Source organism: Bradyrhizobium valentinum (assembly GCF_001440405.1).
GTDB classification, from domain to species: Bacteria; Pseudomonadota; Alphaproteobacteria; order Rhizobiales; family Xanthobacteraceae; genus Bradyrhizobium; species Bradyrhizobium valentinum.
On record NZ_LLXX01000114.1, the window covers coordinates 1 to 19,942 of the forward strand.

The 19,942-nt window shown below is 58.7% G+C and carries 15 protein-coding genes and 3 pseudogenes; 6 read left to right on the plus strand and 12 right to left on the minus strand.

Annotated features, from left to right (window positions below):
* Positions 1-613: 613 nt before the first annotated feature.
* Positions 614-845, minus strand: a pseudogene (locus CP49_RS16895) (transposase); the annotation flags it as partial.
* 514 nt (positions 846-1,359) lie between these two features.
* Here CP49_RS16895 and CP49_RS47430 point away from each other — a divergent pair.
* The gene (locus tag CP49_RS47430; protein WP_245310730.1) at positions 1,360-2,010 is read left to right on the plus strand and encodes a tyrosine-type recombinase/integrase; all 651 of its coding nucleotides are present in this window, start codon (positions 1,360-1,362) and stop codon (positions 2,008-2,010) included.
* Positions 2,011-2,874: 864 nt separating this feature from the next.
* Here the strand turns inward: CP49_RS47430 and ald are convergent.
* Positions 2,875-3,986, minus strand: a pseudogene (gene ald, locus CP49_RS16910) (alanine dehydrogenase).
* 991 nt (positions 3,987-4,977) lie between these two features.
* Between ald and CP49_RS16920 the strand changes: the two are divergent.
* A complete protein-coding gene (locus CP49_RS16920) occupies positions 4,978-5,802 on the plus strand; it encodes an SDR family NAD(P)-dependent oxidoreductase (protein ID WP_057851344.1) in 825 nt (274 codons plus the stop codon).
* Between the two features lie 81 nt (positions 5,803-5,883).
* Here CP49_RS16920 and CP49_RS47435 read toward each other — a convergent pair whose 3' ends face one another.
* The 6 genes and pseudogenes from CP49_RS47435 to CP49_RS16945 form a co-directional block, all read right to left on the minus strand.
* The gene (locus CP49_RS47435; RefSeq protein WP_082646064.1) at positions 5,884-7,365 is read right to left on the minus strand and encodes an AMP-binding protein; all 1,482 of its coding nucleotides are present in this window, start codon (positions 7,363-7,365) and stop codon (positions 5,884-5,886) included.
* Between the two features lie 21 nt (positions 7,366-7,386).
* Positions 7,387-8,397 carry a formyltransferase family protein gene (locus CP49_RS49270; protein ID WP_082646065.1) on the minus strand — a complete coding sequence of 337 codons (1,011 nt, stop codon included), beginning with the start codon at positions 8,395-8,397 and terminating at the stop codon, positions 7,387-7,389.
* A 565-nt stretch (positions 8,398-8,962) separates the two neighbouring features.
* On the minus strand, positions 8,963-9,244 hold the full coding sequence (locus CP49_RS44715; protein ID WP_156438483.1) for a hypothetical protein: 282 nt from the start codon (positions 9,242-9,244) through the stop codon (positions 8,963-8,965).
* Between the two features lie 125 nt (positions 9,245-9,369).
* Positions 9,370-11,208, minus strand: coding sequence for an ABC transporter ATP-binding protein (locus tag CP49_RS16935; protein ID WP_057851347.1), 1,839 nt, complete (start codon positions 11,206-11,208; stop codon positions 9,370-9,372).
* A gap of 138 nt (positions 11,209-11,346) precedes the next feature.
* Positions 11,347-11,545 (minus strand): annotated as a pseudogene (locus tag CP49_RS16940) (transposase domain-containing protein); the annotation flags it as partial.
* A gap of 261 nt (positions 11,546-11,806) precedes the next feature.
* Complete coding sequence (locus CP49_RS16945; RefSeq protein ID WP_156438484.1) at positions 11,807-12,991, minus strand: TlpA disulfide reductase family protein; 1,185 nt, start codon at positions 12,989-12,991, stop codon at positions 11,807-11,809.
* 1,921 nt (positions 12,992-14,912) lie between these two features.
* Here CP49_RS16945 and CP49_RS16955 point away from each other — a divergent pair.
* Entirely contained in the window at positions 14,913-15,176 is a 264-nt protein-coding gene (locus CP49_RS16955) for a hypothetical protein (RefSeq protein ID WP_057851350.1), read from the plus strand.
* On the opposite strand, the gene CP49_RS16960 is transcribed toward CP49_RS16955, so the two are convergent.
* Genes CP49_RS16960 through CP49_RS49610 form a run of 4 tightly spaced genes read right to left on the minus strand, consistent with a single transcriptional unit; the run spans position 15,173 to position 17,572 of the window.
* Positions 15,173-15,616 carry a hypothetical protein gene (locus CP49_RS16960; protein WP_156438485.1) on the minus strand — a complete coding sequence of 148 codons (444 nt, stop codon included), beginning with the start codon at positions 15,614-15,616 and terminating at the stop codon, positions 15,173-15,175. The genes CP49_RS16955 and CP49_RS16960 overlap by 4 nt on opposite strands.
* A gap of 54 nt (positions 15,617-15,670) precedes the next feature.
* Positions 15,671-15,913 carry a primase-helicase family protein gene (locus tag CP49_RS44720; RefSeq protein ID WP_420807618.1) on the minus strand — a complete coding sequence of 81 codons (243 nt, stop codon included), beginning with the start codon at positions 15,911-15,913 and terminating at the stop codon, positions 15,671-15,673.
* On the minus strand, positions 15,871-16,179 hold the full coding sequence (locus CP49_RS46095) for a primase-helicase family protein (RefSeq protein ID WP_057851352.1): 309 nt from the start codon (positions 16,177-16,179) through the stop codon (positions 15,871-15,873). The genes CP49_RS44720 and CP49_RS46095 overlap by 43 nt, the downstream gene beginning before the upstream one ends.
* On the minus strand, positions 16,169-17,572 hold the full coding sequence (locus tag CP49_RS49610; RefSeq protein WP_245310731.1) for a bifunctional DNA primase/polymerase: 1,404 nt from the start codon (positions 17,570-17,572) through the stop codon (positions 16,169-16,171). Before CP49_RS49610 ends, CP49_RS46095 begins: the two co-directional genes overlap by 11 nt.
* Before the next feature lie 8 nt (positions 17,573-17,580).
* Here CP49_RS49610 and CP49_RS16975 point away from each other — a divergent pair, with 8 nt between their 5' ends.
* From CP49_RS16975 to CP49_RS16985, 3 genes are all read left to right on the plus strand, one after another.
* Positions 17,581-18,159 (plus strand): HNH endonuclease, encoded by a 579-nt coding sequence (locus CP49_RS16975; protein ID WP_156438487.1) that lies wholly within the window; start codon positions 17,581-17,583, stop codon positions 18,157-18,159.
* Positions 18,156-18,362, plus strand: coding sequence for a hypothetical protein (locus CP49_RS16980; RefSeq protein WP_057851355.1), 207 nt, complete (start codon positions 18,156-18,158; stop codon positions 18,360-18,362). The genes CP49_RS16975 and CP49_RS16980 overlap by 4 nt, the downstream gene beginning before the upstream one ends.
* On the plus strand, positions 18,362-19,942 hold a 1,581-nt coding region (locus tag CP49_RS16985), incomplete at its 3' end, for a hypothetical protein (RefSeq protein WP_057851356.1). The genes CP49_RS16980 and CP49_RS16985, both read left to right, overlap by 1 nt.

The following is a 19,942-nucleotide window of genomic DNA, read 5'->3' on the forward strand; positions in this document are numbered from 1 at the left end:
CGGGTATCATCCATATCTTGAATCACGACTCACGATCCAAGGAAAGTGGGTACTAGCAAGGACAGAGATAAGGTGACGTGGAGAATTTCTATCAATCCGCTCGGGACTCAGTCTGGTGGCCGAATCGTCGACGGCAACCTTTCAGTGAGTTTGGTCCCGGCCGTATTGCCACCCAAATTGGTAGCCCAGGATCGATCTATCTGGCTAAAGTTAGACGCTGATGCTCCGCGCTCCTTGTATCGGCAAGGGCCAGGCCAGCGCGCCCTACGAGTTAACGGCATGGACCACGGCCGCTCTCACCCGCAACGTGGAGTCCTCGGCAAAAGCAGGAGCGCAGCCATGTCCAATACGAACATTGTCACAATTGGTATCGATCTCGGGAAGACCACATTCCATGTAGTGGGTCTAGCCTGGATATCTCATACACCCGGGGTTTGTAAGCTCGGGACTTGGTGCCGGACAGCATTTTGTCGCTGGGTGGCTGTCAGGTGAGCCAGTAGTAGGCTCGCTGAAAGCGAGTCTTGGCTCGACGGTACACGGCATGAGGGGTGAAGGCGGGCGAGCGGCAGCGTCGCTGGACCAACAACGGTTATGTAGGAGAGGCACGCGCGGCTCAGCAGGTGTCGGCGGCAGCCGCGACAAGGGCGCGATGCGCGGTCGCAAATGTAGCCTTAGGGACAGCCGGACGCCATGGCGAATTTGATGCGGCGAACGCTGATGGTGACCAGCGCGCCGATCTTGAGCAGCTTGCGGCGGATGGTGCCGCAGGCGGAGTCGGCCAATTCGGTCGCCTGCAGGGCGATGCGACGTAGGCCCTCAAGCAGCACGTAAGCCATCGAGGCGAACCGCCCCTCCTGATGCCCGTGCAGCGGATCGTCCGTGGCGTCGAGATCAAGGATGATTTCAAGCTTTATATTAGTCGCCTTGCTCGGTTCAGCGAGTTCGCTGCCGGGGTCTCAGCAACCGGGCCGATCACACAAGAAGTCATTGATCTCTTTCTTCAGGGCTTTCCAACCGCATCTCCCCGCATTGCTGCCGCAACTGCGATCGAGCACGCGCGACGGCTGGCGCCGGAGCGATTTTCCATTCCAGTCCTACCTCTAACAGTAGATCGCGACGCCACTCTGATTGCCGCATATGTTGGCTATTTGCGCGGTGTGAAGGGCTTGGAGACGAAGTCGTGCGAAGGGATCCTATTGGGCGCGCGACGCTTTCTTAGCTCGTTCCGCGATCATTTTCCGGGACAAGATCTTAAGACGCTAAACGGGTCAGTACGTCCTCAGCCTCGTTCGACATCAGCTGTCGCTTTCGGCCAACCAGGGCACACGGACAGCGGCGATCTCATACATCAGAACGTTTTTGCGCTTTTTGCATTGGTCTGGACATCACAACCAGGATCTCGCACCGTCCGTTCCAAGGACGCCTCATTGGCGATTAGCGCACCTGCCGCCGCGCCTTGCCTGGGAGGATATTCAGCGCGCCATCAGCGCGATCGACGTGACGACCCCTGTTGGTGTTCGCGACCGAGCACTACTGCTCCTGCTTGCCACGACAGGGATACGCAACAAAGAGATTCGCACGCTCAAGCTACAAGACATCCACTGGCGAGCTGGGGAAGTCTTCGTTCGGCGGACCAAGGGGAAGCGCGACCGGGTGGCGCCGCTCTTGGAGGAGGCCGGCGCTGCGCTCGCCGACTATGTTCTGCAGGCCAGACCCAAGATCGACAACCCCCATGTGTTCCTCTCGTTCGCGCCGCCACCTCGACCATTCAGCTGTCCCGGGTTCCTTTCAAAGATCGTCCGGCGCCGCCTCGAGCACGGCGGTGTAGTGCTCACGGGTCCTGCTGGCGCCCACCTACTCCGCCATAGCTTGGCGACACAGGTCGTGGCGCAACGACGGCCGATCAACGAGGTTGCAGATTTACTCGGCCATCGGAGCATCAACACGACCGCCATCTACGTAAAGGTCGCGCTGCCGCAGCTTGTCGATGTCGCGCTGCCCTTTCCGTGAGCGGCGTCATGAGAGCCTACGCGGGATTCTTGGCCGAGAAGCTTGAACGATACATCGAGCTGCGCCGCTCCCTCGGATACACATTCTATAAGCAGGCTGGCACGTTGCGGGCTTTCGTCCGCTACGTTCAGTCAAGCGAGCTGGATGGCCCCGTCACGAGGGACATGGTGCTCAACTTCGTCTTGTCGTTCAGCGGCCCGGCTAACGGCCGCGCCATTCGTCATGGAGTGCTCCGCCGCTTTTGCGGGTATCTCTGACGGGTGGCGAAGACGGCATCATCTTTCGTTTAGATGCGGCTACAGGCAGCCGTGAGCGACGCCAACTGAAGCTTTTATGCCTCGCTCGCGTCGACCTACGGGTCGAGGCGCGCAGGCTTGACTAGAGGGAAGACGTGCCCGACCGCAGCGATCGAAGTCCTGCCCCGGTGGAATTGCAAGCGCGGCGGAAGGCAGTCCGCTTAGAACCAAGAGATTTGACGTTTCTGATTAAGCGGAAGCTGGTCAGCAGCTATAAAGGCTACAATGCGTCACCGCGGCGACCGGGCCTTCCCCATAACCGAGGAGCACGCCGGTAGGAACAGGTCTATGAAGACCTCGCTAAAACAGCGAGCCATGGATCTTCTGCCTCCAAACGATCAAGGCGAAATTACCCGCCACCGACCGCGTCATCTTCATTGGCCCGGAGGGTGCGGTTCGTATTGTCGAGCAGCTCAAAACGCCCTCTCTGGGATCGCCGCCCGACTTAATCTTCGAGTTCCAAGGCAAGTCAAACCACGCTTGGCAGATTGATAGAGTCCTAAAAAGAGGGCCACTCCGAACGAGTGGCCCAAGTTAGGGAGGAAACGCCCTTAACGGGCCTCTGGGATCAGGCCGCAGCCTGTTCGATCGGTGAGAATGGCAGGCCGAGACTCTCGGCCACGGCCCTATAAGTTAGCCGGCCTCGGTGGACATTGAGGCCTGCGCGCAGATGCGGATTTTCGAGCACGGCGGAAAATCCCTTGTTCACCAGAGCCAAACCAAATGGCAGCGTGGCGTTATTCAGGGCCTGGCTCGAGGTCAGTGGGACAGCTCCCGGCATATTGGCCACGCAGTAATGAATGACGCCATCCACCTCGTAAGTTGGATCAGCGTGGGTCGTCGGACGCGATGTCTCGAAGCATCCGCCCTGATCAATAGCTACATCAACGATCACCGAGCCCTTGCGCATCGAGCTCAACATGCCGCGGCTAACAAGTTTCGGCGCACTCGCGCCGGGAACGAGCACCGCGCCAATGACTACGTCTGCCGCAAATACCTCTTCCTGCACGGCGTCTATTGTCGAGAACCTGGTACGAACGCGCCCTTCGAATAGCTCATCCAGCTCGCGAAGCCGGGGTATCGAGCGGTCAATGATGGTGACCTCGGCACCCAAGCCCGCCGCCATCCGTGCCGCATGCGTACCGACGACGCCGCCTCCAATCACCAACGATACGGGCCGGCTGAACACCGGGCACGCCACCGATCAACAGCCCCCGCCCGCCTGTATACCGCTTCAGGGCTGCACCGGCCGCCTCGATCGCAAGCCTGCCCGCGACCTCGCTCATGGGCGCAAGCAGCGGAAGGCCGCCACGTGCATCAGTCCCGGTTTCGTAGGCGATCGCGGTGCAGCCAGACTTTATGAGGCCCTTAGCCTGCTCCGGGTCCGGCGCCAGATGCAGATAAGTGAAGAGGATCTGATTCTCTCGCAGCTGGGTCCATTCGGACGGCTGGGGGCTCCTTGACCTTTACGATCATCTCGCTCGATGAAGACCTCGTGCGCGGAGTCCAGAATCGTTGCGCCGGCCCTGCGATAATTGTCATCTGTCGCGCCAATGCCGGCGCCTGCATTGGTCTCGAGTACCACCTTGTGGCCGGCCGCCACATATCGCGGACGGCTCCCGGCGTCAGGCCCACGCGATACTCGTGCGTCTTGATTTCCTTGGGAACACCGACCTTCATTTGTAATCTCCTTACTTGGACGACCTTTTATAATCGGAAGAGCGGTGCAAACTTGCGAACCAGGTTAAATGGTGCAGAAATTCAGCGGCTTTTGGCCCTATTGCGCAGGATTCCAAACACGGACGCCAACAGGTTTGATATGACAATCGTCGCCGAGCTCAGCACCAACGCGCTGATCAGCCAGACCGAACTCTCGAATCGAATGGAACATGCGACTATGCAGCACTACGATCGCGCGCAGGCAGCGCGTGCTGGAAGACTCGTACGTAACTCATGATGGCCGAGGGCTGCTCAAAGAGGGTCCCGTCCCCACTTTGCACGGGCGCCACCATTCTCTCAAAGGCACTCCTGATCCGCTTGCGGCTCGCTTTTCCACGTAGCTTATCGGGTTGCAGGATTCAGGCCAACGCAAGCGGTGCGGATTGCCCTCGGGTTTTTCTTGCGCACTGTCGCGTTCGCAACAGGTTGGGGCGGTTTGAGACAAGCCGGGCGTTTCTCGCGGATGCTCTTTTCGCTCGACCAGCTCTTCACCTTTACGCGACTGCCGCCGACTCACTGGAAGAGCGCACGCACGCGCGTGCTGCACGCTCCGGCTAATTCGGCGGCATCATGGGCTGAATGGTCTGGCAAGTGGCCCGGCTCTTGCTCCGGTGTCATCGGGACCGTGCAGCGGAACTGTTTTGTCGGAATTGTTAAATGCAGCACAGGACACTTCGATTGGTGGTTCCAATGTATTCACGAATTGATCACCGGAACAGACCCTTCCCGATCATCCTCGGCACCAGATTGCGTCCGTCATCGCCGTCCAGCTTGTGCCCGGCGGTAATTGCCGGGCGGCTGGCGCAATGGACTTCCATCGAAACCGCGGCCGGGAAGTCGCTAAGGCGACACTCAGCGGGATGCGTCGAGGTGCGGCGCAACTTGTCGAACCGTACAGGTCGTGCCAGGAACAAGTGCCATGCACACTCTGCCTAGTTGCGGCGGTCACGCTATGAACATGAGCGGCAAGACGGTTCTGATCACCGGTTCGACCGACGGCGTCGGCCGCTACGTCGCAAAGCGGCTCGCGGCCGAAGGCGCCAACGTGCTGATCCACGGCCGCGACGAGGGGCGCGCCCAGGCTTTTATCGAGGAGGTCAAGCGTGATGGCCACGTCGCGCCCAGCTTCTATCAAGCTGATCTCTCGTCTCTCGCCGGCGCGCGCGGGCTCGCCAATGCAGTGATCGCCGATCACAAGCGGCTTGACGTCTTCGTCAGCAATGCCGGGATTGGATCGTCCACGCTTGGGCCCGAGCGGCGCGAGAGCGCCGATGGCGTCGAGCTGCGCTTTGCGGTGAACTATCTCAGCGGCCTTCTGCTCGCCTATCTGCTGCTGCCGCTCATCAAGGCCGCGGTCCCCTCGCGCATCGTCAATGTCGCGTCCCTCGGCCAGCACCCGATCAATTTCGACGACGTGATGATCAAGAAGAACTACAGCGGCACGCGCGCTTATGCGCAGAGCAAGCTGGCGCAGATCATGTTCACTATCGATCTCGCAGACGAGCTCAAAGGCTCCGGCGTGACGGTTAACTGTCTGCACCCGGCAACCTATATGAACACGACGATGGTGCGTGCGGGCGGCATTACGCCGGTCTCAACCGTCGAGGAGGGTGGGGAGGCGATCCTGCATCTCGTCCGGGGCGACGATGTCGCCAAAAAGAATGGCCTGTTCTTCAACGGAATGCAGCAGGCGCAGGCCAACTCGCAGGCCTACGATACCGGCGCGCGTGCGCGCCTGCGCCAGCTCAGTCTCGAGCTCACAAAGCTTTCGAGTTAACGCGACAGTAACACCTAGGCTGCTCCGTATGATACGGGTGCTGAGAAGCTTCGGGATTCCGTATCACCGACTAGTGGTTCATCATAGTGATTTTGACGTTTTGATACCGAGCCATTCGAGGATGGGCAAGTTTTCCGGTGGCAAGAGAATCTCGATGCTTCTGGGGACGCCGGGTTGACGTCGGATGAAGCCGTTCCGTTCGAGGGTGACGATCATCTGGTGGACAGTCGGCGGGCTGACGCGGAAATGGCGCTGGATGTCGGCTTCGGCGGGCGGCTGTCCGAACATGTACGAATAGGTATGGATGAAAGCGAGGTAGTGCCCCTGCTTCTCGGTGAGGCCCAGCGCACGCACATCCGGATCCGACCCCGGCAGATTTGCCCAGGGCGGTGTCGCAGTCGCGAGATCGACCACCCTCACATCGACGCCCACATCGCCCAGTGCGGCGCGCCCCGCCGCATCGGCCAGCACCAACTGCGGCGCCGCATCTTTGAGAACCTGCCGCAGCCGCGCGGGCGGATGGGCCGGATCGAGCGGCAGATACGCGCCCCCTGCCTTGAGGATCGCCAAAAGCCCCACCACCATCGCCGGGCTGCGCTGAAGGCAAATCGCGACCGGCTGATCCGGCCTCACACCGAGCGCGATCAGATGATGCGCCAAGCGGTTCGCCCGTGCATTGAGCTCGCCATAGCTTAAGCGATCGTCCGCATAGGTCACCGCCATCGCATCCGGGGCCTGGCGCACCTGCGCCTCAAACAGCTCATGGATGCACCGCTCCGACGGATAGGGCGCCGCGGTCCGGTTCAGCTCCTCCAAGAGGTATGCGCGCTCCTCGGATGACAGCAGCTCAACCCGTGCGACCGGCTGCTGCGCATCGGCTATCACAGCACACAACAAGTTTTGCAAGTGCTGCGTCATACGGTCGATCTGCTTGGGCGTCAAGCGACTGGCATCAAAGTGCCATCGAAAGCTCCCATCCAGAGCGCAAACCTCACACGTTAGGAAATCACCGGAAAGGGCTGTCTCAGAATTCGGGCCTGAAGGTAGATCACCAGCGGCAGAACGGCTATTCGCGGTCACCGTCACGCCAATCGGCCAAGGTCGGCGCGATTGTAGCGCCTCCTTGCCCCGCAACGTCGGAGAGCGCGCGATAAGATCCCGCGGAAAACTATCGTGCTCTCTCAGATCCGCGCATTCGGCCGCGACCGCCCTGCATACGCCTGCAAAATCTCGACCGAGATCGATGGTCATTTGCATCGGCACGACAGAGGCGACAAGCACCTCCACCGCCCTCATCCCGGCTCGCGATCCATTCGGTGCGGGAGTCCACCCTAGTTGAAGCTCTGATTCTCCCGTGATGCGGGCGAGATAGATCAGCCAAGCACTCAGCAAGTACTCAGTGCGATCAACTGGCGACAACTCGGCCAAGGCACTTGGAACGAGCCAGGAACTCGACTGCCATCTGGGCGGAGCCACAGTTTCCGAAGACGACAGAAACGGAATCTGCAATTCCTTAAACTGCTCAAGCCGCTGCCGCCAAAAGTTCTCCCGAGGCGCCAACATTCCATGGGCAACAGTTATGCTCTACGCCTCCTCATCGCTCAAAATCGGGAGGCGATCGCCTACATTCAGAGCGGACTGCCTCGCGAGTGTCCGTGCATTCAGAGTCAGACCGTCTGAGCTGCCAAACCAAACATCAACATCCTCTGTCCCTGTCGCCACACGCCAGTTGCTGCGGTGGATTTCAACCAGGGACCCTGCCGGAAGGCCGCAGCGTCCAGCAGATACCTTCAAGCGCCTGACTGCGACAACATCATCCCCTAGGTGCACCTTCGGCAGACACAACGGATTGGAATGATACCGTCCATAGTTTAAGGCGCGTGTGATCCTTGAGAGATCTTGCGCGGAGCGATTCCATCGCAGATAGCCCGCAGCATCTGGGCGTCGACGCCTCGGAGAAACGCTTCCGTCCACTGGCGCCTGCGAACCAGCATGGAGCTCTCCATTCGTTAAGCCAGCTAGAAGCTCGCGGAAGCCTTCGACAGCGGCTTCATGACATTTGAGGTTCAGGGTCAACGCCGTATCGGTTGGCGCAATAGAAAGTTGGCGCTCAACCACCAACTCACCCCTATTAACACCATCATTGATACGATACCACCCGATGGCATAGTCGGTCTCTTGTGCCAGCCGCGCCCACGACATCGAATGAGCTCCCGCATATCGTGGCAACGGGCCGTCTTGGTAATTGAAAGCGCCTTGACGGACTCGGGCAAGCACATCCGGTGGCAATATGAATGGATTTCCTACGGAAAATATCCAGTCTACCGGGTCGGCATTCATCAACACGGAGAGCTCTTCAACACTGTCTACACACAAGATATTGGCGCGAGAAGCCCAGTCCCGGAATATGGCGTCGGCACACAGCGCCGCGCAGACGACATGACCCATCTTACTTACTAGCTGAGCACACCTGATAGCTAGCGTACCGCTGCCAACAAGGATGCTGGAGCGAATTGATGCGACTGCAGGTGGTTGCCCATCCCAATCGCCCGGTTTGCAAGCGTCTGCGAGCACCGAAGCAGACCAATGTGCCATATTCAGCTACTCCATGCTGTAGGTTGGGGAGTTCTCGCCGTATGCGCCGCACCACATCGCGACTTAACCCGGTCACACTGATTTGCATTCGCTCGGGAGTAACCGGGTTGAATGCTAATCAAAGCCAGCCAGCGTTGAGAGGTATCCAGCGCGATCAACGACAGCGGAACCCGTGATGGAAGCGGCAAAGCTTCACTTGATGAAGCCGCACTCAACAGTGCAGCCTCCATGGCGTGGATTTGGATCAGTCGAGCAAGCTTCATTTGTATCCGTAGGCGGGCAGCTGCGGGACCGGCATGATCGCAACAGATCCTTCACCGTCTCCCAGCAATCAGCGTGCCACCCAAAACGTTGAGCAGGCCCTGCTTGAAAAGGAACAAATCCATGCACTTCGCTCCGAACAGAGAATACTTAAGCGTTAGTGTCGAGTCGCGGACATAACGTCCTCAACTGGACATGGCTGAACACGACAATACAGGCCGTCAAATGACGAAGGTGACCTCTTGAGGCAAACTTGCACGTCTGCTTAAGGATGATGACCAAAGGACGACGAGGTCCCCTGGCTTTAACTTGACGACAATCTTGTCTTGCAAAATTTCTCGTAGTCACCAGATCCGCCGCTCAAAGTCCTTATCCAGTTGGCGCAATTCAAAATCGCCAGGCGGGATCTTGAGCAATTCGCTTCTGCAACAGTCCCACAAAAATCGAAAATAGTTGGGTCAGCACCGCCAATATTTTCCCACAGGCCATTCACATCGTGCTCGAGGATGAGCGAATAGTTTCTTTTCGCTTTGGTCATAACACTCGCCAGCAAAAGGCCCGAAAACTCAGATTGTCCTTTCGACATTCGCCCTCTTCCGCTTTAGAGACGCTCTCCCTCAAGACAATCCTACACCTTCGCGGTGAATACCGATGCGATGCCGGAGTGTTGACCGGCGCGATGCCAATCAGCTGCAGCCAAGGTAAATAGCGCTAAGGCTGCGGGGATGCGGCCAGCCATGCTTTAGTCTGGCCTGCCGCCGAGATCTGACCGCACTCGATGGCCTGCAGTTCGAACAGCCCGCGATAGATGCCGCCGGGACGCGCCGTCAGCGCCGCGTGCGTTCCCTGCTCGACGATCTCGCCGCGGTCGAACACCAGGATGCGGTCGAGGCTGCGCACCGTCGACAGCCGGTGCGCGATCACGATCGAGGTGCGCCCTTTCATCAGCCGCTCCATCGCCTGCTGGATCAGGCCCTCTGACTCGGAATCAAGGCTCGAGGTTGCCTCGTCCAGGATCAGCACCGGCGCGTCCGCCAGGAACGCGCGCGCCAGCGCGACGCGCTGCCGCTCGCCGCCCGACAGCTTGACGCCGCGCTCGCCGACCAGCGTGACGTAGCCTTTCGGCAGTCGCAGGATGAAGTCATGCGCGTTGGCGAGCCGCGCCGCCTGCTCGATCGCCGCCATGCTGGCGCCCGGCCGGCCATAGGCGATGTTCTCGGCCAGCGTGCGGTGAAACAGGATCGGGTCCTGCTGCACAATCGCGATTTGGCTCCGCAGCGATTGCTGCGTCGCTTTCGCGATATCCTGGCCGTCGATCAGGATACGGCCGCCGGAGACGTCGTAGAGCCGTTGCACCAGCTTGACGAACGTCGTCTTCCCGGAGCCGGAACGGCCGACCAGACCGATGCGCTCGCCGGCGCGAATGTCGATCGACAATCCGTCGTAGAGCGGCGCGTGATGCCCGACATAAAGGAAAGTCACGTCGTTAAACGTGATCCTTCCGCCCTGAATGTCGATCGGCTTGGCGTCGGGCGCATCGACAATGCCGATCGGCTCGCCATGGATGGTGACAAGCTCTTCCATGTCGTTCACCGAATGCTGCAGATTGTTGATGTGCATGCCGACGTCGCGCAAGTAGGCGTGGATGATGTAGTAACTGGTCAGCACATAGGTGACGTCGCCCGGCGAGGCGCGCCCGGCGATCCACAGCAGAATGGCGCCGCCGATCACGGAAGCGCGAAAGCACAACAACATCATGAGCTGCACTGTGCCGGTGGCGTTGTAGCGCCGCCAGGTGCGCAGTAGCCGCGCCCGCCAGCGGCTGATGACACCGTTAAGCCGAGCATCCTCGCGCGCCTCCGCACCGAAGGATTTCACCACAGCATTGCAGGTGAGCGAGTCCGCCAGCGTGCCGCCGACCTTGGTGTCCCAGGTGTTGGAGACGCGCGCCGCCGACGCGATGTAGCCGATCGTGAATGCCATCGTGATCGCGACATAGATCGCCGCGCCGAGGCCGATCACACCGCCGAGGACCGGCCAATGCAGACCGAGCAGGATCATCGAGCCCACGAGCACCGCTAGCGACGGCAACAATGCCGTCAGGATCGTGTTGTTGAGCAGGTCGAGCGCCCACATGCCGCGCGTGATCTTGCGCACGGTCGAGCCGGCGAAAGAGTTGGCGTGCCAGTCAGTCGAGAACCGCTGCACCCGCATGAAGGCCTCGCGCGCCACATCCGACATCGTCTTTAGCGTGAACGGCACGATCGCCTGCAAGCCTGTAAACCGGAATATGATCGAGAGCAGGCCAAGCGCGAGGATGCCGCCGAAGGCGACGAACGCCGCCTGCCGCGCTGCCTGATCGGACGGACCTGATGTCAGCGAGTCGACCAGATGGCCGGAGTAGACCGGCATGAACAGGTCGGCCACCGTTGCCCCTAAGAAGCCGACGAGGACGATCGCGACGCGGACGGGCTGCTTTAGCCAGTGACGGAACACGAACGGGATCACCACGCCGATTGCGGTGGGTGGTTTGTCATCTTGAACGATCATGGCGCCAGCAGTTTCTGCCACACGCGGCGTAAGGCCCTTTCGATCCAGACGCGATGTGCCCAATGCTTGGCGCTGCCGTCGGAGGCGACGCAATAATGCCCGGAGTTTGGGGGCTGCGATCGAAATCTTCTGCGCATTTCACCCCCTCTTTGCGTAAGCGTAGCTGAAGCGGTTCAAGCTTTGAGGGTTCCACAGCATGAGAGCATCGATCTGAGAAATCGGCCAGCCTTGCGCGATCCGTTCGATAGTTTGTGTGAGCCAGGCATGCGGATCGACATCATTCATCTTCGCCCGTCTGCAGAAGCATGGAGATGGCCGCCTAAGTCCGGGCGCCGCCATGGCCGTGCGGAAAGGGTGCATTTTTATGACGAAGGAGTCGTTCAGCATTTCGTGTAGACCTTAAGACCGTAAGAGTGTTTGCATCATGGGATGACGGCGCGACTTCACCTGGAAGATCACGTCCGCCTCGATCCGGCCGGAGGTCATCGCAATTGAACTCCAACCTGCCGCAAACGATCCAGCGCTGTACACGATGGTCTTTAGTTGCCACTGGCCCGCCGGAGAAATGGACGAATTCACCCGTGAGCAATTCCGACTATTACCCTTTTTCATGTTTTCTCTTCCGGCGCCTGCGCTTTGACTCTTTCGGAAACCCATCTTGCGGAGTCGCACAAAGAGCCCCGTAGCAAGCCTTCTCACCCTTGTAGTTGGCCAGCGCTTGGACCAACAGCGACATAACGTGCTGTTTCAGTTCGTCGGGGATAGGCGCAGAACCGTCCAGCGACTTCAGCGCCACCTCGACCAACTCGATCGCGCGATCCTTGTTGCCGCTCTCATAATAATACTGAGCGACCGCCCCATAGGACAGAAACTTGGAGCCGTCGCCGCGTTGCGGAGGATTCAGTGCCAGGATGTGTTCGGACAACTCCTTACCCATCGCAAAGCGCTCGGCAGGCGGGAAGTGGGAGTTGTCATTCGCCGGATCGAAGAGTTGGCGCATCGCCCCGGCCATCCACAGCTCGGATTTTTTGTCGATCGCGTCGCGAACCAATTGGCTCATTACCGGCAAGCCGGTCTGCAAGTCGTGCACCTTGTGAAGCAACAGATCCGCATGGAGCACGCGGAAGTTGACGTCGTCCGGCATTACAGCGACGGCCTCTTCGAGCGCCGAAAGCGCCTTCGTCCAATCCTTCGCCTTCATCGCCGGCGTAAGTTTGGCGAAGATCGGCTCAGTCAACGCTCGCTTGCGCGTCGTTTCGTGCATCGTGCGTTCGCCTTCGGCGATCCGCTCTGTATCGGCGGCTCTAGCTTCATCGCTGGTGCGCCAGCCGCCGTTAAGAATTTTCGGCAGAACGTCATCGAGTTGCGTTGGAAGACCGATAAAGGCGATGTGGCCGTCACGGTCGACGACGAACGAGGTGGGAATCATGACAGAAAAGCTGGGATCCATCCAAAGCTTGTTCATTTTCCCTGTGTAGTCGAATCCGATCCGGTAGTTGAGATTCGAGAGCTTTTCGGTCAACCATGCGTCCAAGTTGGTTCGGGCCTCGTCCGCCGTTCGAGCTCGTTCATAAGCTGCGACTCCGAGGACCTCAACTCCGCTGTCTTTGTATTTATCTTGCAGCTGCACCAGATGGGGCATCGCCGCCACACAGGATCCGCACCAAGTTGCCCAAAATTCGACGATGCACACTTTTCCCGGCTGGAAGCTCGTGAGGGGCTGGCCACGCAGCCAGTTCTTCACCTTGATCGGAGGAGCTGGGGACTCCATGCGCAGCATCATGTTGTTCTCCATAACTATTGCCAAACGTTGCGCGACTTTTTGTGGTAGCTTATCTCTCTCAGAACGGGGCACACGGGTTCAAGGGAAGGAGCATCGCTCGTTTTTCGCTCTGGACGCACTCAGCCCTTTCTCAGTGTTGCTGGATCTCAACAGCAACAGCCGTGCCATCTTCGTCAGCGCGCATTAAGCGTCTGACTACGCTTTGAAAAATACTCCACGCGCCCAGCCGACCGGTGTTCTGAACCTGACGGGCTTTGTGCCGCTGTCAGGTGTTGGACACGAATTGCGCGCTTCGCGCGGCCGGAAAGCTGGTTGTGAGTCACCGAACGGAACTTGCTAACCCCTCTCCCTGCCAGACAGGATTAGAGGCGAGCGATGTAGATCGGAGTCGAAAAAGCCAAGGCCGTGACCGGCGACGCGTGTTCGTGTCTATGACGACGGAATCATTCGCGGGGCACTGCAGAGTGCTGCTTATCGGTGCGCCTTAAAACTGCCAGTGCTCGCCATCGCGCCAAGCGGCACCACAAACTGGTATTCCGATCAGTTTTGCTGTCCAGTCGCGGGTACGGGGGGTGCCTGACACCCCTATCCCGTTCTAAAATCGTTGCCTCCGTATCGAAAAATATATCGCCGCTCGCCTCGATGCGAGCTAAGACTTATGAGGGCGTTCATCTCACAAGTTTCTGACCAGGAGGCCCGGCTGGCCCCACCCCGCTGGCCCCATGAACACTGTCGTCCTAGCGCAAGCCCTGCGGATCGCCATACCGCCGATCGTCGGGTTCATAGTGCAGATCGTCGAGAACATGTCGATTGCTCCGCCTATTGTTCGAGAATAAACGTCTTGATTGATCTTGCGCTGGATTGTCCGCAGCCAGGCCAGTTTCCTCTCTGTCAATCAAATTCAGGCAACGGCATGCGTCAGCGGCTTCTCGCCGACTGCACTTCGCGGCGTGCGCCGAGGTAGAGCGCCTTGATTTCGTCTTGGTTGCGCAATTCGGTCGAAGCGCTGGATAGCACGCTCACAAGAACGGACCGCATGGTCGGAGCGTAGCGCGACCGTTCGACTAGCCGGCCTCGCCTATGCGCTAATCTAGGATGGAAGCGGACAAGGGCGCCTGTGATCAGCGAGGCCCTGCCTGCCCTGCCTACGGGCTGCTAGCGTGCCCCTGCTATCCCATGGTGCAGTGCACAAGGGTAGCCCTGCCCCATTGGCACAGGACAATGTGAGACAGATTATATTCCTATGTATCATTTAGTATCAGGGCTTCAGGGGCATAGGGCGCCAAACATGTCTTGGCTTGTGTCATCGGGTATCAGGTTGGCTACGGGTCCCTCTTCAGGGCGTCTCATTCCGCGGGGGGCGCAGAGCCGGGGCAATCGCGAGTTTTGAAAATCTTCCTATAGAACTTCGGAGAAAACGTAACGAAATCGGGGCTGTCTCAGAATGTCCCGAAAAACCGAGAAGTGAAAATTCGACAACAATGTCTCATGTTGTCCTGGTACAGGAGCGTACGGTAAGAATGTGAAGTCCCAATTTTCCCGTACCGGCTGTAAACCTCTGATTTATTATTGTTTTTACAGTAAGTACAGGAAGTATAGGTACATTTCTCGTGTATGCGCGCGAACTGGAGGTCGGCAGTCCGACCACCTCATGGTCTCTGTCCCACGTTGGAAAATTTTGGTTGGTCTTGCCCGTTCTTCCTGTACCAACCTTTCTTCAATAGGTCGATCAAAGCGTTAGCCGCGTACAGGAAGCCGGATTCCTCCTGTACCGGTACAGGAGGCTTCCCGTCCACGCTTCGAAATCGACGCCGAAAGCTGGGAATTCGAGCGCCGCAGCTGATTTATAATTTCAGCAGCGTGATTGTAGTAACAATGCTGAGCACATATTTCGTTCGAACATTGAATTGGAGTGACAAGTATGAGTCAGGCCAAACGGGAATTGGACGCATGGAACAACCTCAGATCGCGGCTCGAAAATTTAGCGTGCGAGGTTGAAGCGATCGAATATGACGGCGATCGGGATGCTTACGTGTCGAAAGAGGACACCGACGCGGAGAGGCACGCATATGCCCGCCTGACGAGGATGCACCGACTAGGCTTGATCGATTTCCCCTTGGACGAGGTAAAGGACCTGATGGAGGACGTTCTCGATGGCGCGCGCATGGAAAGTTATGGCGTTTAGCCGAGCAGATCGTCGTCTTGGGGGAAATCGCCGGCCCAATTGATCGTGCTGCCAATCAATTTTTCGAATTCGGCGCGGCATTCAGCCAGGCGGGGAATGACATAATACCACTGCCGCTTATCGCCGACCTTGGGGTAAATGCGGGTGATCGCTGGAAAGATTTGGTGCACACGCACGCCGAACCGTGAAGCGTTGAGCGGATCGCCGGCAAACCGGCGTCGCCTTAACCAGTCCTCGTAATTGAGACGGAAATCGTCGACCGCGACCTTGATCGAGGCGTCTTCCCAGGAGACCTCGACGTCCTCGAACATCGAATCCCCGGGCGCGCGGCCGGAGGACAGGATCTCGAAAAGCCATTGCTCGATGCCGCGGAGCGAGGCGATTTTCTGATCGCGCAGGCCGGTGGTCATCGGCGGGTTGCGCACGTCGAAGCCGGTCAAATCGAGGTCGAGCAGGTGGTGCAGCAGCGCGGCGCGACCGCCGTGGTGCGTTTCCTAGCGCAGCTTGGCGAAGTAGACGGTGTCGCGCGCCCTGGTATCGGCGACGTTGAGCACGCAGAAGCGCCGCTCGTCGAATGTCGCCGGCACGATCCAGTCTTCGTTCGAACTGATTATGATGCGCAGCACCGACGCGACTTGAAATGCGTTGATGCCTTTGCTCTCGATCATTACCTGTTCGGACGTGATCAGGTGCTTCAGTGCTTCAGTTGCCCTTCGGCCTTTTTGTCGCCGGCCCAGAAGCCTTCTTCGACATGCAGCAGCAGGGTCTTTTCCTGATGCGCGTTGAAGCGGCCGACCAGATGTTCGGGGTTCGAAATTTTGGTGTGATGATGGGGGAAAAGACCGCCGACGTAGTCGCCGATCGTGTCTTTGCCCGCGCCCTTGCGACCCTTCAGCACCAGCGCGGTACCGGGCTTTTCCCAGGGGCGCTGAACCATGTGGGCGAACCAGCGGATCACCCATTGATAGGCGTTGTCGTCGCCGGCACAGATGTTATCGCGCAAGTGGTCGAGGAAGCGCGCGCAGGATGACGATGGATCGGGTTCGACGGCGAAGCCTTGCCAATGATTGTAGGCGCCGTCGGGCCCGCCCTGTGGCGCGAAGACGATGCCGTTCGGATAGCTGCGCCGAGCCTTGTGGCGCATCCCGCGCCTTGGTTACCGGCTCGGTGGACTTCTCCGTCGCGACGCGATCGTTTTCGTAATAGTTGTAGACGTCATGCACCGATCCATAGGAGGTCGTGCCGTCTTTTTCGAAGGTGAGGATCACCGTTTTGCCTTTGACGAAGGCGACGGCGTGGTTCTTATTCAGCTTCGCGATCCGCTTCGGCACATGACCGAGCTCGAGATGCACTTCGGCCTGTTTCAGCTTGAGAACGCGCTCTGGCTGCTCGGTGGCCGTGTCATCGCCCTCGCCTAGCAGATCGTCGACGTCATCATCCATATGGCCGGGCTTAACCCGGGCATCGTCCCCGTCAATTTCATCTTCATCGCCGAGATCGTCGAAGGCGTTCATCAACCGAACTTCCTTCGCGGCCGACAACAGCGTTGCCATGCGAACGGGCTTGTTCGATTGCCGGAATGAGCGCCAAACTCGCCGTTGATCTTCCGGATCGTATTTGTCGGAGGCGGCCGAGAATTCAACCCAGGCCTTGAAGCCCTCTTTGCTGCCGTTGAACGTGGTGCAGCGCCATGCCGACCTGCAACCAGCCGTCGCGGTCCTCGCGCCAGGTGTCGGTCGGCAGGTCTGCCAGAATATCCTTTGCCTCGGCGACCGAGAGGCCGAGCGCGTTGGTGCGGACGTCGGTTTCGTCCTACTCGGTGGCTCCCAGCCGGCGACCCGTGACGCGGGAATGACCGGACCGACGCCGAGCTCGACGAGATCCACGGGCCATTCCCGCTCCCATTTGTAGCGCTTGCCGGTGTCGGGATGGATCGAGGGCGGCACGACGACCTGCTTGCCGGTGCCGAAGCGCTCGATTTCCCAGGCCCAATGCGCCTTCTTGTCTTTTCCGATAATTTTTTCTGTGGAGTGGCGCAGCTTTTTCGACGGGAATGGTCGATCGGTCAGGAAATACAGATGGCGGCTCTCGCCCATCGAGCCCGAGATGACCGATGGCAGCGAACGCGCTTCCGGAATCAATTCGAGCAACGCGCCCCAGGCCTCATCGGCTTTGTCGGGGTCGCGGATGTCGAGATCGATGCAGTGAAGGTATAAATCGTTGAAAAACGACGGCTCGCCAAGGCGAACGCCGAGATTATAGCCATCCCGGTGTGTCTTCGTGAGGGTGGCGAGTGAAGTGACGCGTTCTGTCGACCAGCTATCGTTGAAGACCTTCTCGGCTAGTCGATCCTTCGGGGTGTCGGGAAACCGGCACCCCTCTTTCTCTCTGACCACATCGGCCAATGAAACGGTCCCGACAACAAACCGAGCGAGCAGTATCGGTCGAAGTATTGCGGCGGCTATTCCGCTGTGATGCGAAGCGCGGCCTGCTGTTCTGGCGCAGGCGCGCTGTCGACCATTATCGAATTGTAGCTTGGAACAAGCGATTCGCAGGTAAGCAGGCCGGAAACGATAACGGTCTCGGTCATTTGCAGATCGCCTTCGCGATCGACGGAGTCAAATACTATTCGACCGTTCACCGCGTGATTTGGGCGCTTTCGCATAGCCACTGGCCGACCGACGACCTCGATCATCGCCACGGAGAGCGCTCCCACAACGCCATTGTCGAGTTGCGCGACTGCACACCTTCCGACAACCAGCGCAATCGTCGTCTCCATAAGAACAACACGAGCGGATTTAAAGGGATTTCGTGGGTTCCGAAGCTACAGAAATATCTCGTTCAAATTCAGGTCAATAAGGCCGCCGTCAAGCTCGGATATTTCGTCGACAAGATTGAAGAGGCAAAAACCTATGACGTCGCCGCGATCAAGCATTTCGGCGAATTCGCAAAAACCAACCGACAGTTGGGTTTGCTTCCATGAAGACGTCGCTTGCAGATGCCGCGCTGTTCGACACGGAAGTGTACATTAACTACGTCCTGGCGGCGTTCAAATCGGTCAAGACCGGTAAAGTGCTTCGGTGGGAGAAGTCCGACCGGTGCGTCCTCGATCGCAAGAAGCTGCGCCAGGTGCTCGACGAATATTGCACCGTCGCTTCAACTCCATCCCGTTCGATATTCCGATAGTGTCGGCAGCCCTCGCCGGCTTCAGCAACAAAGCGCTGAAGCAAATCGCCAATGAGATCATTCAGGAGGACGCCAAGCCCTGGGAACTCTCGCGCGCCTACGATTTTCAATTGATCGAGTGCGATCACGTCGACCTGATCGAGATCGCGCCAGGGCAGAACAGCCTCAAGATTTACAACGGCAAAATGCACGGCAGACGCATGCAAGATCTGCCCGTGGACGAAGATGCCGTGCTGACGCACGACGAGATGGACGTCGTATCGGATTACTGCGTCAACGACCTTGCCGCCACCGGCCTGCTGATGCAGACGCTCAAGGAGCAACTGACGCTTCGCGAGCAGATGATCAAGCAGTACGGAGTGGATCTACGCTCCAAATCGGATGCGCAAATTGCCGAGGCCGTGATCAAGAAAGAGTTGAAGTGGCTAACCGGTGAAGAACAGAAGAAGCCAAAGATCACGCCAGGCAAGCACTACAAGTACAGGGTTCCCGACTTCATTCACTATCGATCGACCGAGCTCAACGCAGTTCTCGACAACGTTCGCGCCGCCGACTTCGCGATCTCGACGAGCGGCAAGGTCATTATGCCGGACGTTCTGAAGAAGGCCAAAATTAAGATTGGCAGTTCGATCTACCGCGTGGGCATCGGCGGTTTGCGCTCATCGGAGAAGACGATAGCGCATCGAGCCGACGCGCACACCAGGATCGTCGACCGCGACGTACGCGGCTATTACCCGCAAATCATCCTCAACCTCGGCCTGTATCCGCAGCATCTCGGGCCGATCTTTTTACGGGTCTTCCGATCGTCTGTTGAGCGGCGCAACAAGGCGAAGGATCGCGTCGACGAACTCAAGAAGCTGATCAAGCGGGCGAACGACGAAGCCACACTGCTGAAGCAGGAATTGAAGACCAACGACGACGTCTCGGGAAGTCTGAAGATCGTCAACAACGGCGCGTTCGGCAAGCTCGACTCCAAGTGGTCGGTTCTGTTTGCGCCAGACTTGATGATCCAAGTGACGATCGGCGGCCAATTGTCGTTGCTCATGCTAATCGAGATGGTCAAGCGAGCCGGCTTCCGCGTGGTCAGCGCCAACACCGACGGCATCGTGATCATCTGCCCTACGGACGAAGAAGACGCCCTGGCGGCGGTGATCGCGAAGTGGGAGCGGCTGACCGGCTTTGAGACTGAGGAAACAGAATACAGCGCGCTCTATTCCCGCGACGTGAACAACTACATCGCCGTCAAGCCCGACGGCTCTGTCAAGAAGAAGGGCGCATACGCTGAACCCAAGATCGTCGCGAGCTCGTGGCCGTCGCCGCTCAACGAGGTCTGCTCTGACGCCGTGGTCGAGTATGTAACCAAGGGGGTACCGATCTTCAAAACCATTCACGCCTGTCCGAGACATTCGGCGATTTGTCACCATTCGCACTGTCAAAGGCGGCGCCGTGAAAGACGGCAAGTATCTCGGCAAGGCGATCCGCTGGTACTACTCGACGGACGCCAGCGGCTCGATCAACTACAAACTGCGTATTCCGACGATCGCGACCACCCGCTACGACGGATTGTGACCACCCATTCC